We start from the raw sequence: 16,483 nt of genomic DNA, 5'->3' as shown, positions 1-16,483 counted from the left end.
ACGGTGAGTTGAAGTGCGCCCCAAAAGTTGGACAGCTAATGGTTAGGCGACCGCGGACCGGGTTATGAAAACGCAAGCGCGTTACCTGGCGGACCGCGCCGGAGCGGCGAATGCCACGCCAGCCGCCATTTGACTGCACTCGGGCCCCTGATCAGCGCTGCACCGGGATGCGAATATCACCGCCACGGCACTGGCTCTTCACGCTCTTGGGGCAACCGGCAAAGCGCAGTTCCTTGCTCAGGCACACGCGCACTTCAGACAACTCCTTGCCCTTGCAGATCACCGCCATGCCATGGTCGCCCATGGCCGGGTTGCTCTTACGGAACAGCGCCGCGATTTCCCCAGCTTCCAGGTAATTCGGTACGTTGAATGGCTGCAATTGCTGCGGAATCTGCACCGCCGCCAATGCCTTATCGGTCGCCTCCAGGTAACCCGAAGCGTCCAGCCCGCTGCACGTACCGTGCTTGGTCCATTCATGCTTGAGCAAGGCCTGGGTGGGAAACATCAACGCGCCTTTGGCCAAGTCCTCTGTCGACAGTCGCGATTGCGCATCACACGACGCCGGCCAGCCGCCTTTGGCGTATTGCGGCCATAACCCATGCAGCACAAACCCATAGCCTTTGCCTGTGCACTGTTCGTTGCCGGGGTGCGTCAGGCAGAAGGTCGGCGACCACGACAACGACAGCACATAAAAATCAAAATCCCCCGCCGGCCGCTGCTCCCGGGGTGCCGCTTGCGTCGCCATACTGGCCAGCACCAGGCAAATTGCCATCCATGTTGTTTTGTAGTTCATCCCTCTAATCCTTGAAAAAAGTAAGCCGCTATTGTTGAAACCGGCGGCCATAAACGATAGTGGCCAAAGCAACACAACGGGTTGGAAAACTACTCAGGACGGTTGGGATTGCGCTGCAATACTTTGTCCAGAATTCGATCGGTCTTCAACGCCTCGATCGCCAGCGAAGGATGCTCGGCTTCGCCACGAATGTGCGCGTTCATCGCCAGCACATGATGCCACTGGATATGTTCGTGGTGAGGCACTTCGAGCACTTCGTTAACCTCGCCTTCAAGGCGCAACGGCTCGTTTTCGAATACCGCAAAGGTGATGCGGCCACGGCTGCCGATCAGCTCGACGCGATCTTCGCGACGGTCCGCGACGAAGTTCCAGCACCCCATGCCCAGCGCACCTGAGCCGAAGGTCCAGCAGGCCGTCACCGCATCTTCCGCCGCATACAGCCCGGCCTGGCGCGCGGTGAACCCGGTGACTTCGACGATATCGCCGGCCAGGTACTGCAACAGGTCAAACCCGTGGCTGGCCAGGTCGGCAAAGTAGCCACCGCCGGCGATCGTCGGGTCAGTGCGCCAGTTAGCGGCGCTGGTGTCGGCGGCGGCTGGCGGCTTGGTAAACGTCCAAATCACTTGGCGCAACTCACCGATGCGCCCGTCGCGCAGCCAGTCACGTACTTGCTGGAAACGCGGCAACGAGCGGCGGTAGTAGGACACAAACAAGTGCAGCCCGGCGCGCTCGAAGGTGCGCTGCATCAACGCGCTTTGCTCGGCGTTGAGGGCCATGGGTTTCTCGACGCAGCAATGCTTGCCGGCCGCGGCCACCATCAAGCTGTATTCGAGGTGGCTGTCAGGCGGTGTGGCGATGTACACCGCGTCTACTTCGGGGTCGTCAATCAGTGCCTGGGCGTCGGTATAGAAACGCGCAATGCCATGGCGTGCCGCATAATCGCGCACGGCCGCCTCACGGCGCCCCATCACCGCCACCAGGGCCGAGCCTGGCGCTTTGTAGAAAGCGGGTCCACTCTTCAACTCAGTTACATCACCACAGCCGATCATGCCCCAACGTACGGTAGTCATCTGTTGTCCTCGTCCGTTTTCATCAATCGGTCAGTATCCACATCCCCACCCCTGTGCGCCATAAGCACTTAGCATGACAATTGCATTACACTTTTATGACACTCATCCCGCGCGTGGGCACACTCGATGAAAATAAGGGCCACTGTCATTTGCGAACACGAGGGGCATATCCTCTTCGTGCGCAAGGCCAGATCAAAATGGGCACTGCCCGGCGGCAAGGTCGAGCGTGATGAGCGCCCGGTCGGTGCAGCCGAGCGCGAGCTGGAAGAAGAAACCGGGTTAAACGTGGACGGCTTGCTGTACTTGCAGGAACTTAAGGCCCGCGACACCGTGCACCACGTGTTCGAAGCCTCGGTGGTAAACATTGCCGACGCGCGGCCGCGCAACGAGATCGTCGCTTGCCGGTGGCACGCCTATGGCGCCCTGGACGAACTGGACACCACCGACGCCACCCGGCACATCGTCAGATCCTTCCTACGTCGCCTGTAATTGCGCGCTCTACACGCTGCTCAGCAAACCTCGCTTCATTACCTCACTTGCTTTCTGCCGTTCGACAAAGGATTTGACGAACGCGGCAGCGGCTGAAGATTTCGTCTTCGCTCGTCCAGCCTGTTTAATCGGGTCATCGCCGATATTTCCCTTTCCCTCGCAGGACGTTTCCGAGAAAACCCCAACCGCTTGCGCCTCCCAATTCAGCTAGCTAGTCTCCACCCGTCACTGCCAATTCAGTGACCGGGTTTAGCAGCCTGTAAATGACTAGTCGCGACGCTTCATTTTTTTGCAGCGTTTTTAACTGACTAGAGGTACTTCATGATGAACACAGGAAACGCGGATCAACCGTTCAGAGACAGTGACCAAACACTAAAGTACGCCGCGTATAAGCGCGCCCTGGATCACTATCTCTCCCCTGCTCCCTCACCCGATACGGTAGAACCGATGCTATTCACCGTTGACCCTGAAACCAGTTTTGAAAGTGCTTGGGTGCATGCCAGCAGCTTGTTGTGCTGTGCGTCTGCCACAGCGCAAGAGGCTGGCGAGCGATTGGACGGGACGTCGCAAACACTGGTGATTTCGGTGCTGCATCTGGTGGATATGGCGAGGGCTTTGGTGGATCGAGCGGTGGAGTGTGTAGAACCGGGTTGAGGTGAGGTAGACCGAGGCGCCTGTATCGCAGGCAAGCCAGCTCCCACAGAAAAGCAGAGCATTGAGTGGTGGCAGCTAAACTCGGTCAAAATTGTGGGAGCAGCAGTGCGCCGATTCGACTTGCTCGCGAATGCAGTGGGTCAGTCAGCTTATTTGTAACTGAACCACCGCATTCGCGAGCAAGCCCGCTCCCACAGTTGGATTCCAGTACATCAGACAGATGTGTGTGTTGCTGTGCTTCTGCTTCTACCACTCAGGTGGTTGAGACGAGTATTACTCAGGGGATGGCGGCGCTTGATGAAATGTTTGAAAGCATTGCGACGGGTTTTTACAGGTGGCGGCGTTCAAGGAGTAACGCCGTACACACACTGAGGAAATATCATGACCCGTCGCCTTTATAGGCTGGTTGCCGCCCTGTTGATCGTCAGCCTCAGCGGCTGCGTAATCCTCCCGGAACACCGGCATTGCTGCTGGCGCTACTACGGCGCAATCACTGCCCCAACCAGCACCGTCAATAGCTAGCCGAATGCCGCAAAGCCACGACGCCCGGCCTTGAGCTCGGTGCGCAGTTCGCCAATCAGGTTGGCGATGGAACGCACGCTGTCCAGGCCTTGGGGCGAGACCCGGGTCAGCAACAGGTCGACACGCCCGGACGCCGGCTCGAACACGCTGATGCGCAACGAGCCGTCGCTGTTGAGGCTGCAATCACACGACAGCGGCAGGAAGCCTGCGGCCATGATGCGGTTGAGTTCGGTGATCGGAATCATGACAAAACCCCGTCTCTGGGTTCGACCCTATAGGTGTGATGCATCCAGCATAGATAAGCTTTTGCCGGCCACAGAACAATTAATTCAAAAGTGATACATGTGCCGCATTTTGCCGTGTAAACGCTGGCGTGCTGGCGCCAAAAACCCAGCACGCGACCTCTCGTCTGCTGCGATGCCGAAGGCTTGACTCTCGGCGTCGTTCAAAACACGATCTTGGCTCTTTGCCATCATTCCGAGCCGCCGCCATGAGCCTGACTCCACCGAGCCCGCCCGACAGTGCCGTGTACAAAACGCTGCTGGAGTCAACCAAGGCCATCCCCTGGCGCATCGATTGGCAGACCATGACCTTCAGCTATATCGGCCCGCAGATCGAAGCGCTGCTGGGCTGGGCCCCGCAAAGCTGGGTGAGCGTGGACGACTGGGTCGAACGCATGCACCCGGACGACCGGGAATACGTGGTGAATTTCTGCGTGTCGCAATCGCGCGCCGGTGAGGATCACGAGGCCGACTACCGCGCGCTGACGGTAAATGGCGACTATGTGTGGATCCGTGACGTGGTGCATGTGGTGCGCAAGGGCGATGAAGTTGAAGCGTTGATCGGCTTCATGTTCGATATCAGCGAGCGCAAAAAGACCGAAGAGCACCTGATCCGCCTGCAGAAACAACTGGAGGAATATTCTTTCCAGGACGGCCTCACCGGCATCGCCAACCGGCGCATGTTCGACACCGTGCTGGAGCGCGAATGGGCCAGCGCCCAGCGCAGCCAGTTGCCGCTGTCGTTGATCATCCTCGATATCGATTTTTTCAAGCAGTACAACGATCACTACGGCCATATCAAGGGCGACGAAGCCTTGCGCCAGGTGGCGCGCACCTTGTCGCTGGCGGCCAACCGGCCACGGGATTTCATTGCGCGTATCGGCGGCGAGGAGTTTGTGTGGTTGCTGCCGGAGACGGATGCGGCGTCGGCGCGGCAGGTGGCACGGCGTTGCTTGCATCTGATTTGCCAGCAGCAGATCGAGCATGGCTTTTCGGCGGTTTCCAAGCTGCTGACCCTGAGCCTGGGGGTCGGTACGCATATCGTTACGCCCAACAGTAATATGCTGGCGTTTATCGAGTCAGTCGATAAGTTGCTGTACCAGGCCAAACGTAATGGGCGTATGCGGGCAGAGTTTGCCGACAGTGAAGTTTGACGCCGAGGTCAAATTTCGGGCAAAAAAAATCCCAAGTAGCTGATGGAAACTTGGGATTTAAAAATGCATAAACCGTGGGAGGTGAACGCCCGGCTATAGTATCGATTGAGAAAAGCCGGAACAAGATTATTTTAATCCTTTCGTCGGATTAAAATCGTCGTAAGTCATTCAATAACCACACATTTTTTAAGGTAGACGGGATTATAAGTGCCACTTTTTGGTGCAAGTACCGCTTATATTTCCTTGTATTAAAAATGGTTATTACCAAATGCGATGTAACGCTGTTGGAGGACTGCCCATTGAATTGACGGCACGTCTCGCGAAGTTCAGCGCTGTTTGACGCCGCCGCGCCGGCCACACGTTCCACTTGCCTGCAAAGGGCCAAACGCTCGACCACCTCTGCCCGTTCCCGATCGACTTGGGCATTAAGCCGCACGAAATAGCCGCCCAGTAACACCGCGACGCACACAACCCCAATCGCAAAGTAGCGAAAGCTGTAGGACGAAGGGGCTGGTGATGGGTTCATGGCATTAAGGCACCCTGCTCTTCTCATAACGAACGTCATCACCCTCGACGCGGTCAACCTTCGACCAGCCCAGCCGTTGGTAAAAACCGTTAGCGCGGATTTCGTCGCGCCCGTCCGTGACCAGGTACAGCGTGTCGTGGCGTTCAAACAAGGCTGCTTCCGCCACCGCCATCAAGCGGCGGCCCAGGCCACGGCCTTCGAAGCCGGGCTGTACGAACATCGCAAACACCTCGCCTGCGGCCAGGTCGACCATGGAAAAGGCGGCGGGCTGACCTTCCACTTCGGCGATCCACACGCACGGTGCTTCGCGGATGCTATCCGCCACCACCTGTGGGGTAATCCCCAAGTCGTTCATTTGTTCGCGGCTCAGGTGGTTTTGCACCACCGAGGTGCGGATAGCGAAGAGCGTGTCGATATCGTCCAGTGTCGCCACACGTATCAGCGTTTGCATACAGGCCTCCTGTTGAAGGATGCAATTGTATGCACATAGAAACATAAGGTTTGTGGTGGATTTGTAAAACGCGCGGCCTACAAGGGCTGCGCCTGTTGCTGACGGCGAAACTGCCCCGGCGCGAAGCCATGGGCCTTGCGGAAACAACGAGAAAAGTAGGCTTCATCGGTAAACCCGCAGCGCTGGGCGATAACTCCGATCATCTGCGCACTGTTGAGCAACAAAGTGCGCGCCAATTGCATGCGGCGATCAAGTACCCACTGGGAGAACGGTTTGCCGGTCTCCTTGCGCAACAGGTGGGTGAGGTAGTTGGGCGATAGGAAAGCAGCGGCGGCGGCATCCGTCAGGTTGAGGGTCGGCTCGTGCAGATGCTCGCGGATATAGCCCTGCACGCGCGCCAAGGCATCCTTGCGCCCGCGTCGAGTGGCGTTGTTGGCGGCAAATGCTTGCAAGGGCTCGGCGTACTGCTCGCAGACCAGGCCGATCAGTTGGAACACGTAGCCTTTTAACCGCTCGCGCGCGCCGAAGGTGCGATGGGCGTCCAAGGCACGCATATGCGTGAGCCAGGTGTTCACTTCGTCGAAGGCGGCGTCGTCGAGGATGAAATCCAGCTGCTCCTGAAAGCGAAACGGTGACAGCTCCGGCGCCTGGCCGATGGGGATGTCTTCCAGGTCCAGCGGGTCGCAGGTCAGTTGCGGCAGGAAAAACGCCTGGCTGAAGTTGATCAGCATGAACTCGCCGTCTTCAGGATGGGGAATCACGTGCAGGCGATGGGGCAGGATAAACGCCAGGGCCTTGTGCGGAAACGGCCGCACCGCGCCGCCGATATGCTGCACGGTGTCGCCGCCCAGGTTGATCTGGATCTGGAAGTACTCATGCCGATGCGGGCTGGTCAGCGCCGCCCGCCCGCGCTTGTCGCGGATATAGAAGTCGGGGCGGTCGCTGCGCTGCTCCATGCCATAGGTGGTGACGCGGGTGCCTGGCATAACGGTCTCTCGGGTGGCCTGGGCACCACTTTAGCCTCAACCTTGGCCGAGGGTGAAGCTCAGCTCGCCGATGCCGTCGATACCGGCCGTGACCACATCCCCCGGTTGCAATGCACCGACGCCTGCGGGTGTGCCGGTGAAGATCAGGTCGCCGGCCTTGAGCGCCACGGATTTGGAGGCGTGGCTGATGACTTCGCTGACGGACCAGATCTGATCAGCCAGGTCGCCGACTTGGTGTTGTTCACCATTGACCTTCAGCCAGATTTTGCCGCTGGCCGGGTGCCCTACCACACTCACCGGCTGCAAGGCCGTGCTGGGCGCCGACTCATCAAAGGCTTTGGCCCATTCCCACGGGCGCGAAAGCTTTTTCGCCTGGGCTTGCAGGTCGCGGCGAGTCAGATCGATGCCGACACCGTAGCCCAAGATGTGGGAAAAGGCGTCTTCAGGACTGATATCCACCCCGCCCTTGCCAATGGCCACCACCAGCTCCACCTCATGGTGCAGGTCGGCGGTCAGCGGCGGATACGCGATCACGCCTTCGGCAGGCACTACCGCATCGGCCGGTTTCATAAAGAAGAACGGCGGCTCGCGATCCGGGTCATGCCCCATCTCGCGGGCATGTTCGCTGTAGTTACGGCCCACGCAAAACACCCGGCGCAGCGGGAAACGCGCCGCGCTGCCTTGGATCGCCAGGGATGGAAGCTGCTCGGGGGTGAATACGTAATCAGTCATGGCCTGTGCCTCGTGGTTTACCTGGCGCCAGTATGGCGAGCGGCGCCAGGGCAAAGTTGGACAGGCTTACGCAGATTTTGCACTGGCCGGTGCAGGTAATGGGTTATTTACGCGCCACCTTATAACGCAGGCAATCCTGATAAAAACTCTGGCGAATCGCCTCGGGCTTGAACCGTGAACGGCTGTCATAGGTCTGCTCGGTGATGCCCATGGCCATCATGCGCATCCAGGATTTGCTGAACTTGATGGTCTGGATCTTCTGCCGCGCGGCATACAGCGACACGCCCGACAGCTTGAGTTCCTGGGCCCTGGCGGCGGTGCCCGCGCCCCAACTGCACATGTACTTGTCACCCTCGCGCAGCTCCCGTGCCTGCACGGCAGCTGCACCGCCTGCCATGGAGCAGGCGATCAGCATGATTCCAACAGTGCGCATTTGCATTCCCACCTAACCACCTGAAAATAAAAGCGATTCTGGCGCGGATTTTGTTACAAAGGGGCCATTAAATTGCCTTATCGGCCGAGCCGAACGAGCTTGCTCGCGCGGGGCTGCGAAGCGGCCCCAACACCTGACACCTCAGTCTGCCGGGTGTATACGAGTGTCCTGATGAGGGGCCGCTTCGCGCCCCAGCGCGAGCAAGCTCGCTCGCCACAAAAAGCTTGCTCATCCAGTTACCACTGATAAGTCGCACTCGCCTGCACGGTGCTGTTGGACTTGCTGGCGCGATTATCCAGGTAGCCGTAGGCCGCGGTGATGTCCAGGTTATCGTTGAGGCTGGCCTTACCTTCCAGTTCAAAGCCACGCGATTGCGGGTTGAACGACTCTGCGTAGCTGGCATACGGCGCCAAACCGTTATCGAACAGATAGACCACGCCGACGCGGCCGGTAAACGCCTTGCTATCCAGGGACGACTTGCTCTTGGCACCGGAGCGGCCATGGGCGCAAATCGGGCACGGATGAGCGTGTTTTTTTATTTGCCGCGTTTTTGCGCAATCAGTTGGATCGCTTTTTTGTGTAAGTCTCCTGGCTAGTTCTTCGCGGTTTTTACCCGCTTAAAGTCGTCCCTTTCTGATTTTCCCAGCCGTTCATCCAGGCGCTTTTTCCTGCGGCATGCTCCGACGCCTTGCCATTTTGCCGAGACGTCACGGATGACCAACGCTGCCCACATCGCCTTTATCGAACATGAACTCAACGGCTTCCATCTGAGCCTGGCGGAGTATCGCCAGCAGATGGGGGCCTGGTACGCGCGGGCGCTGGACTCGGTCAGCCACGCAACGGATTTGCCGTCACTGCTGGGCATGGATCGGGTGTTGCGGGTGGGGGCCTCACAGACCACGGCTAGCATGACCGACCCGGATGTTCTGGGCACCGTCGTCATGTGCCCGCTGGGCGGCGAGCTGAAGATCGAGAGCCTATTCGAGTCAGTGTACGACGTGCCGATCGGTGACATCCCGGTTGAGGTGATTCGGCTGGAGGACGGCAGTTCCACCGTTGTCATGCTCGATGAGCACGGCAAAGGCTCGCATACCTGCGTGGCCGGCGGGCGGTATCAGGTGCGGGTGCAAGGCGGCGCGTCGATTCAACAGGTGGACGCGTTGTTTGCGTCCTACGCCGGGCTGACGGCGGACCTCGAGCAATGGCTGCGCGAGCAATGGAACGACTTCAAACCCTATTGGCAGCAATCGACCGCCAGCGCGATTGGCAGCGGCGTACTGGCCGGCAGCTGGGCGGCGATCCGCGACGTGTGGGACAGCATCAAGCTGGTGCAGGCGATTCTTGAAGACCCGCTGAAGTACGTCGAACAACTCGGCAACGAGGCGGCCAAGTTGGCGCAGTTGGCCACCGATGCACCCAAAGTCATGGAAAAGGCCATGTTGCTCGCCAGCGATGAGGCCGCGCTGTACCTGATGGTGCGCACGGCGATGCTGTGGCTGGACGCACTGCCGCCTGGCGAGATCGCCGAGGTGGCGGCGGGGTTTGTGGTGTCGCTGCTGATCGACCTGGTGATTGGCGCAGTGTTGATGATCGCACTGCCAGCGGCGGGTGTGGCGTATCTGAGCTTGCGGCTGGTCAAGTATGGCGCGCGGATTCTTGAGGCGGCCGTTGGCTTTGTCAGGAGCCTGCTGGCGATTCTGACCCAATTCATGCAGGCGGTGGATCGCTATAAGGCCGTGGCGGTTCGCGGCGTGGTCGGTGGGCTGAAGCAAGGCACGATGCAGATGCGCTGGCGGGCGCGGCAGAACGCGGTGTTGAAGCACAAAGAGCATGTGGATGATGTGCCTGCCTCGGCGAAGAATCCACAGGGGGATGCAGCGGCGCCTGCGGATAAAACGGCCACCAATGGCTGCCCGGTGTCGATGGTCACCGGCGAGGAGTTGCTGACTCTTACCGATGGCGCGCTGGATGGGATATTGCCGTTTGAGTGGACCCGTTTGTACCGCACCAGTGCGGTGGAAGTGGATTGTGGGTTGGGGTTTGGCTGGAGTCACTCGCTGGCGCAGCGGTTGGTGGTGGACGGTGATTCGGTGGTTTGGACGGATCATGAGAATCGCAGTACTGAGTTTCCGCTGCCTACTGTGGCTAGGCCCGCGATCACCAACAGTTCGGCCGAAGCGGCGATTTACTTGGGGTCGCTGCCTGATGAGTTGGTGCTGGCTCAGGCGTCACGGTTTTATCACTTTCGCGACGGTGTGCTGACGGCGATCAGCGATGCGTATGACAACCGGCTGCGTATTTCGCGTGATCGTTTGGGGCGGGTTGAGCGGCTGGATAACGGTGCGGGTCGGTCGCTGTTTTTGCGCTATGAGCTGGGCCGCATTGTTGCCGTGGACTATCAGGTTCATCGCGCCAAAGGGTATGAACCCTACGTCTGGGTGACTGAGCAGAATCTTGTTTCCTACGCCTATGACGAAGCTGGACGACTGGTTTCAGCGACTAACGCTGTAGGCGAAAGTGAGGTTTATCGGTACGACGATCAGCACGTCATTCTTGAACGGCAGTTGGCCGGTGGGGCGAGTTTCTTTTGGGAGTGGGAACGGGCTGGTAAGGCGGCGCGGTGTGTCCGCCATTGGGCCAGCTTTTCGCAGATGGACACGCGGTATGCGTGGGAGGACGGCGGCAGGGTTACGGTTCACAACGCCGATGGTAGCCAGGAAGTTTATGTCCATGACCAGCGGGCGCGGCTGGTGCAGCGCATTGATCCGGACGGCGCTGAGCATTTCAAATCCTATGACGCCAAGGGCCGGCTGACGGTCGAGCAAGACCCGCTGGGGGCGGTGACGGCGTATCAGTACGACGAAGCCGGGCGTTTGGTGGCGCTGTTTCCTGGGGAGGATGAGCCGACTTCCTACGAGCATGACAACGGGTTCGTACGGGTCGTACGGCGTGGTGAGGCGGTTTGGAAATATGAGCGTAATGACCAGGGCGACATTACGCGTAAGACTGATCCTGACGGCAACGTTACGGACTACACCTACAACAAACACGGGCAACTGATTGGGGTTTGGTATCCGGATAATGGGTGCCATCGGCTGGTCTGGAATGAGCGTGGGCAGCTCGTTGAAGAACAACTGCCGAATGGCGGTATCAAGCGGTATCGCTATGACGATCTTGGGCGACAGACGGCACTTGAGGACGAACATGGCGCCCTGACCCAGTATCAACGGGACGGTGTAGGTCGGTTGATTCGCGTCCTACTTCCAGACGGCGCAACGCGGGAATACAGCTACAACCCCTACGGAAAAATCACCGCCGAACGCGATGAACTGGGCCACGTCACCCGCTACGAATACGCCGACGGCCTGCACCTGATCAGCCGGCGCATTAATTCTGACGGCACCCAGGTCAAATACTGCTACGACAACGCCCGGTTACTGCTGACCGAGATCGAAAACGAAGTTGGCGAGACCTACCAGCTTGATTACCACCTCAACGGGCTGATCCAGCAAGAAATCGGCTTTGACGGCCAGCGCACGGCCTACGTCTACGACCTCAACGGCAACCTGCTGGAAAAGACCGAACACGGCGACGACGGCAGTCAGCTTCTTACCCGTTACGAGCGAGACCCTTCCGGCCGCCTCGTACGAAAAACCCTGCCCGACGGCTGTGTTGTTGACTATGCCTACGACCGCCAGGGCAACCTCCTCAGCGTCGACGACGGCCACTGGGCGCTAGCCTACGAATACGACGCCCAAAGCCGCCTCACCGCCGAACAGCAAGGCTGGGGCACCTTGCGCTACGGCTACGACGCCTGCGGTCAGCTGAAAAACCTGCGCCTGCCGGACAACAATCGTCTCACCTTCAACCACGACAAAGGCGGCCACCTCGCCACCGTCGAGTTAAATGGTGCGCTGCTAACCTCCCACCTATTCAAAACCGGCCGCGAGCATCAACGCCAACAAGGCCAGCTCCTCAGTCATTACCACTACGACGAGCAAAACCGCCTGCACGCCCACGCGGTGACTCAAGAAAACCATGACCTCTACCGCCGCCACTACGACTACGACAAAACCGGCAACCTGACCCGCCTGCTAGACACTCGCAAAGGTGAACACCACTACCACTACGACCCCCTCGCCCGCCTGACTAGGGCCGACCACTCGCAAGACGTGCAGGAACGCTTCGGCCATGACCCGGCGGGCAACCTGCTGATGCAAGACCGACCCGGCCCGGACATCGTGGCGGGGAATCGGTTGATGATTCAGGGCGATCATCATTACGACTATGACGCCTTCGGCAACCTCATCCGCCAAAGGCGCGGCAAGGGTCACCAACTCGTCACCGAGTACCGCTACGACTGCCAGCATCGGTTGATCGGCATTACCCAACCGAACGGGCAAACGGCCAGCTACCGCTATGACCCGTTTGGGCGGCGGATCAGCAAAACCGTCGACGGCATAACCACAGAGTTTTTCTGGCAAGGCGACAAGCTGGTTGCTGAGCATCACGCAGATCGTCACCGCAGTTACATCTACGAACCGGACAGCTTCCGTCCGCTGGCACTGCTGGCAGGCTTTGGCCCGCAAGACACCCAACCATTCCACTACCAACTCGACCACCTCGGCACCCCGCAGGAACTCACCGCCCCCAACGGCGAAATCGTCTGGTCAGCGCATTACCGCGCCTACGGCCAAATCAGCCGCCTCGACATAAACAAGATCGACAACCCGCTACGCTTCCAAGGCCAATACTTCGACCCGGAAAGCGGGCTGCACTACAACCGCCATCGCTACTACAATCCAGATATTGGTCGTTACCTGACTCCCGACCCGGTGAAGCTGGCGGGTGGGATCAACGCGTACCAGTACGTGCCTAACCCTACGGGGTGGGTAGACCCGCTGGGACTGAATCGGTGTCCGGGTGGAAACGGATGTAAACCGACACATAACATTGAGGAGCCATCCTACGCAGCTCGTGTTAACGAGCACGAGCCCGAAGCCCCCATAGGGGCCGACAGTAAACTCTCCCGAAATGGGGCATTCAGAAGGGCGAAAGAAATTGGCGGCGTCCCTAAACACCAACATCCGGCACGCGTTTATCGAGAGACACTTACCGATCAAAATCGCTATACACAAGGACGTGTCTATGAGTTTAGATTACGCGAACGAAAAATTGAAATTCGCGAACACTCCCTTGGGCACAAGAAAGGTAATCATGCGCCCCATTTCAATACTGAAACAACTATCAAACACCGTAAAGTCCCACTGGAAATCGGCGATGACTCTCACACATACTTTAAGGAGTGACTAATGAAAACCGTCTTCATCCGAGAAGTCGGCATTCACCCATGGGGTCAGCTATACGCGACCAACGAGCACGAGTTTTCGACAATTTCCCTACTAAACCAGGACTTTGAAAATGTTTGGAAAACATGGTGCGAACTTGCATCCGCACTGACCTCGGAATGGCCAACAATCACAATGTGGTACACCGTGGGATTCCCGTACGAAAGTAAAACCCAGGAATATCTGGCTTTAAAAAATTTCGCAAAAACATCAAGCCCCAAAGACATTTTTAGAAAAAACGAGGCAACCTCGATCTATTCTGGAATAGAGCACTTGAGTTCAAAACCTGATCAGATAGACCCGACCGCACTCACTAGTTATCGTTACACCGTGACACTTATGCAGAAAAAAAACAGCGAACCCAGCGACGCATGGAACAATCTTAGTAATCTAAGCCACTTATCGACATCAGATGATTTCAAGCTCATATTGGCAGACCGAACCGTACTAGCGTTCAGCTTCTATGACGCAGAAACACACGGAGTAGCCCAAATTTTCTTCCACTCAGAGCATTTGCCCTTCCTAAACGATGCAATTAGCAGGATGGAAATCAAAGAAATTCAGCAAGAAGACGTCTACAGTTACATACACAGCTGAGTTATAGAAAATGATCCCGCCTCTTTGGAGTCGGCTTTGCCATACCCGTTTTTCATGATCGCCTGCCCGGAAAATGGAAAGACGAAGATTATAACACATAGCAGAACTGGGCTGACCCACTCCAAAACTAGAGACTTATAAATAACAAACCTCCCTCGCAGAGAGATTTTTAGCGTAGTAACACAGAAGTAAAACGGATACTTTTTTCTCACTGCAAAATCAAAATCAGCCTATATTGAACTCAAAGGTAAGTTTTTATCTCTGTATGCCCTTCCTTTACAAGGAAGCCACCCATTTCAATGAGCCTCCAAGTAAATGAAGACAATTTGCGTGCCGCTCACGACAGAAGCAATGAAATTGCTAGACATAAACAACTGCCCCGACGCTCTACTTGAGAGTGCGAAGCTTACGCAAGAAGAATACCAACAATTTTTAGAGTCTGGCGCGTTAGAAAGCATAAATATTGAAGCTGGAAAGATAATCGATGAATATGAGGACGAAATCATAAGTACTCCTGCAGATCTAAGCAAAACCTTGAAAATACTGAAGACACATTTAAGACCTGAAAACTCAAAAACACTAAATAAATTGATTCACTTAAACGTATTGGCAATCAATAAAAACACAGGATTATTTTTCTTTTTTTAACCCTGGAAACTTAAAACCAACGCCATTTTCGCCCAGCAACAATACAAGCGCGTGACATTAAGACATCTTAAAAGATCGGCGACGACTCAAAATCACTTCAAGAGATAGAAATGAAAACGCTCTACATAGATGAGCCTGGAGTCAAACCATGGGAAGGTAAGGACCAGATAAAAGACCCCGCTTCCACTACGATGACCTTGATTGATCACGACTTCGTCAGCGTCTGGAATTCCTGGTGCCATATCACGGAAACACTCTCAAAAAATTGGCCCTTTAAGCGAGAATGGCGATCGATAGGCGGAGCGGAATTCAACTCGAGAGCTGAAGAATACCTATTGAAAAGAAGCTTATCCAGCGAACTTAAAAATGGAGATTTTTTCAAAAAAAATGAAGCCAGCAGCGTTTACTCTATTGTCAAAAATCGACCGCATGACCCGAGAAAAATAGACCATCAGGCCCTGGAGGGCTCGCATGACGTTTTTTTATTACTTCAACAATCCAGCACGGGAATATGTGACCTCTGGAGCAGTATGACAACTTTTGAAAAGGGCATCACTGCCGTAAAAATCCGCGATTATTTAGAAGCACATCCAGACGTGATTCTATGTCGGTTTTACGAAAGCGATACACATGCAGCGGCCCAGCTTTTATTCTCGACCGAACATAAAGACGAAGTCACTTCAGCGGCAAACAAAATAGCATCTGGAAAAATAAGCGCTGAAGACGTTTATTGCTTCATCAACTCTTAACTTTCGAGCTGTTCAAAAAAAAGGATAGAATTGAGCCAATTAGCTACATTTCGCATCGCTCAGTCCCACCTCACCCCCACGCCACCACCAACAACCCCACCCCCAACACCAAACACAACGGCGAATAAAAATACGTATCCAGCCTTGCAAACCTCGACCCACCCACCTTCTTGAAAAACCCCACCAACTCCGAATCCCCAATCGCCCTGGCGAACATCACCACGGCTATCGCACTGATCCCCCATTGCAACGCCCCATGGGACACCGGCGAAAAATACAGCCCGGCTCGCAGGCAGACGAGCAGCGCTATCGCGACCAAGCCCATTGCGACCAGGAACGTGCCCAGCGCTGAGGGCTTGAACGCCGGTCGGGGGCCGTGGGCGAATTCGCCGGGCAGTTGGGGGATGGCGGCAAGGCTGCCGAGTTTGCCGCCAGCGGCCCAGTATAGGTGCACCATGCTGATGCAGGTAAAAACCCCAACGATCCATCGCGCGATGACAAAGCTCATGGCGGGCGCTCCCTGAAAATGTGCGAGTGATGATAGTCGCCCTGAGATTTTTTGTGGGTATTTCGTCGGCGGGTGATGGTAAAGTGCCGCCCCATGAAAATCGCTCGTGCCGACCGCTCGCTCATTGCCTGGATGCTCTATTGCTGCGTCCTGTTCAATGTGTTCGCGTGCAGTATTGGTCATGGGCAGATGGTGGGCATGCAGCTCAACGGTATCAGCGGGCAGTTTTGTACGGTGGACCCGCGTACCCAGGCGCCCAAGCAGAGCAACTCCACGGATGAGAACCTGCCGACGCTGTCGAAGGCGTTTGGTTGCCCGCTGTGTTCGACCGGCGGCATGGGCCCGGCGCTGAGTTCCAACCTGAATGTGGCGGTGTTGCCACAACCCCATGCGCCGCCACCGGCGGTGGTTCTCGCCGCTGATATCCCTGCCCGTTTCACCTGGCCCACGGCCAACCCGCGCGCGCCTCCCGCTTTCGCCTGACCCCTTCGCTTTCTGATCTGCACCGGCCAACGTTCCCATCGGGGAATACGCGCGGCTGT

The 16,483-nt window shown here is 56.9% G+C and carries 17 protein-coding genes and 1 pseudogene; 9 read left to right on the top strand and 9 right to left on the bottom strand.

Annotation, left to right across the window (positions count from 1 at the left end; translation table 11 throughout):
- Nucleotides 1-151: 151 nt before the first annotated feature.
- Nucleotides 152-793, bottom strand: coding sequence for a ribonuclease T2 family protein (locus tag ACI77I_RS17620; RefSeq protein WP_094953545.1), 642 nt, complete (start codon nt 791-793; stop codon nt 152-154).
- An 89-nt stretch (nt 794-882) separates the two neighbouring features.
- Nucleotides 883-1,863, bottom strand: a complete 981-nt coding sequence (locus ACI77I_RS17615; protein ID WP_406998058.1) for a Gfo/Idh/MocA family protein — start codon at nt 1,861-1,863, stop codon at nt 883-885.
- A 126-nt stretch (nt 1,864-1,989) separates the two neighbouring features.
- On the opposite strand from ACI77I_RS17615, the gene ACI77I_RS17610 reads away from it, so the two are divergent.
- The 3 genes from ACI77I_RS17610 (at nt 1,990) to ACI77I_RS17600 (ending at nt 3,528) form a co-directional block, all read left to right on the top strand.
- Nucleotides 1,990-2,352: an NUDIX hydrolase gene (locus ACI77I_RS17610; RefSeq protein ID WP_263274977.1), complete on the top strand. Its 363-nt coding sequence runs from the start codon at nt 1,990-1,992 to the stop codon at nt 2,350-2,352.
- Nucleotides 2,353-2,673: 321 nt separating this feature from the next.
- Nucleotides 2,674-3,006 carry a DUF6124 family protein gene (locus ACI77I_RS17605; RefSeq protein ID WP_242155786.1) on the top strand — a complete coding sequence of 111 codons (333 nt, stop codon included), beginning with the start codon at nt 2,674-2,676 and terminating at the stop codon, nt 3,004-3,006.
- Between the two features lie 381 nt (nt 3,007-3,387).
- A complete protein-coding gene (locus tag ACI77I_RS17600) occupies nt 3,388-3,528 on the top strand; it encodes a hypothetical protein (RefSeq protein ID WP_263274976.1) in 141 nt (46 codons plus the stop codon).
- On the opposite strand, the gene ACI77I_RS17595 is transcribed toward ACI77I_RS17600, so the two are convergent.
- Nucleotides 3,525-3,773, bottom strand: a complete 249-nt coding sequence (locus ACI77I_RS17595; RefSeq protein WP_094953548.1) for a DUF1652 domain-containing protein — start codon at nt 3,771-3,773, stop codon at nt 3,525-3,527. The genes ACI77I_RS17600 and ACI77I_RS17595 overlap by 4 nt on opposite strands.
- Nucleotides 3,774-4,018: 245 nt before the next feature.
- On the opposite strand from ACI77I_RS17595, the gene ACI77I_RS17590 reads away from it, so the two are divergent.
- Nucleotides 4,019-4,963 (top strand): sensor domain-containing diguanylate cyclase, encoded by a 945-nt coding sequence (locus ACI77I_RS17590; protein WP_094953549.1) that lies wholly within the window; start codon nt 4,019-4,021, stop codon nt 4,961-4,963.
- A gap of 530 nt (nt 4,964-5,493) precedes the next feature.
- Here the strand turns inward: ACI77I_RS17590 and ACI77I_RS17585 are convergent.
- The 5 genes and pseudogenes from ACI77I_RS17585 to ACI77I_RS17565 all read right to left on the bottom strand — a co-directional run.
- On the bottom strand, nt 5,494-5,940 hold the full coding sequence (locus tag ACI77I_RS17585; protein ID WP_094953551.1) for a GNAT family N-acetyltransferase: 447 nt from the start codon (nt 5,938-5,940) through the stop codon (nt 5,494-5,496).
- A 77-nt stretch (nt 5,941-6,017) separates the two neighbouring features.
- A complete protein-coding gene (locus tag ACI77I_RS17580) occupies nt 6,018-6,926 on the bottom strand; it encodes a helix-turn-helix transcriptional regulator (RefSeq protein WP_406998057.1) in 909 nt (302 codons plus the stop codon).
- Between the two features lie 36 nt (nt 6,927-6,962).
- Nucleotides 6,963-7,658, bottom strand: coding sequence for a fumarylacetoacetate hydrolase family protein (locus ACI77I_RS17575; RefSeq protein WP_406998056.1), 696 nt, complete (start codon nt 7,656-7,658; stop codon nt 6,963-6,965).
- Nucleotides 7,659-7,761: 103 nt separating this feature from the next.
- Nucleotides 7,762-8,091: a hypothetical protein gene (locus ACI77I_RS17570; RefSeq protein WP_406998055.1), complete on the bottom strand. Its 330-nt coding sequence runs from the start codon at nt 8,089-8,091 to the stop codon at nt 7,762-7,764.
- Between the two features lie 260 nt (nt 8,092-8,351).
- A pseudogene (locus ACI77I_RS17565) lies at nt 8,352-8,585 on the bottom strand (TonB-dependent receptor domain-containing protein); the annotation flags it as partial.
- A gap of 219 nt (nt 8,586-8,804) precedes the next feature.
- Here ACI77I_RS17565 and ACI77I_RS17560 point away from each other — a divergent pair.
- The 4 genes from ACI77I_RS17560 (at nt 8,805) to ACI77I_RS17545 (ending at nt 15,433) form a co-directional block, all read left to right on the top strand.
- On the top strand, nt 8,805-13,400 hold the full coding sequence (locus tag ACI77I_RS17560; RefSeq protein ID WP_406998054.1) for an RHS repeat-associated core domain-containing protein: 4,596 nt from the start codon (nt 8,805-8,807) through the stop codon (nt 13,398-13,400).
- A 3-nt stretch (nt 13,401-13,403) separates the two neighbouring features.
- Entirely contained in the window at nt 13,404-14,036 is a 633-nt protein-coding gene (locus ACI77I_RS17555; protein WP_263274973.1) for a hypothetical protein, read from the top strand.
- A 351-nt stretch (nt 14,037-14,387) separates the two neighbouring features.
- Complete coding sequence (locus ACI77I_RS17550) at nt 14,388-14,684, top strand: hypothetical protein (RefSeq protein ID WP_263274972.1); 297 nt, start codon at nt 14,388-14,390, stop codon at nt 14,682-14,684.
- A 110-nt stretch (nt 14,685-14,794) separates the two neighbouring features.
- Nucleotides 14,795-15,433, top strand: a complete 639-nt coding sequence (locus ACI77I_RS17545) for a hypothetical protein (RefSeq protein ID WP_406998053.1) — start codon at nt 14,795-14,797, stop codon at nt 15,431-15,433.
- Nucleotides 15,434-15,503: 70 nt separating this feature from the next.
- Here the strand turns inward: ACI77I_RS17545 and ACI77I_RS17540 are convergent, their stop codons facing one another.
- Complete coding sequence (locus ACI77I_RS17540) at nt 15,504-15,941, bottom strand: DUF3995 domain-containing protein (RefSeq protein WP_094953794.1); 438 nt, start codon at nt 15,939-15,941, stop codon at nt 15,504-15,506.
- A gap of 93 nt (nt 15,942-16,034) precedes the next feature.
- Here ACI77I_RS17540 and ACI77I_RS17535 point away from each other — a divergent pair, with 93 nt between their 5' ends.
- Nucleotides 16,035-16,424, top strand: a complete 390-nt coding sequence (locus ACI77I_RS17535; protein WP_263274969.1) for a DUF2946 domain-containing protein — start codon at nt 16,035-16,037, stop codon at nt 16,422-16,424.
- The last annotated feature ends 59 nt before the right edge of the window (nt 16,425-16,483 follow it).

The sequence above is a fragment of the Pseudomonas sp. D47 genome, assembly GCF_045447305.1.
Taxonomy (GTDB): Bacteria; Pseudomonadota; Gammaproteobacteria; order Pseudomonadales; family Pseudomonadaceae; genus Aquipseudomonas.
The sequence above is the reverse complement of the archived record's forward strand: the minus strand, read 5'-3'. Positions and strand labels throughout refer to the sequence as shown.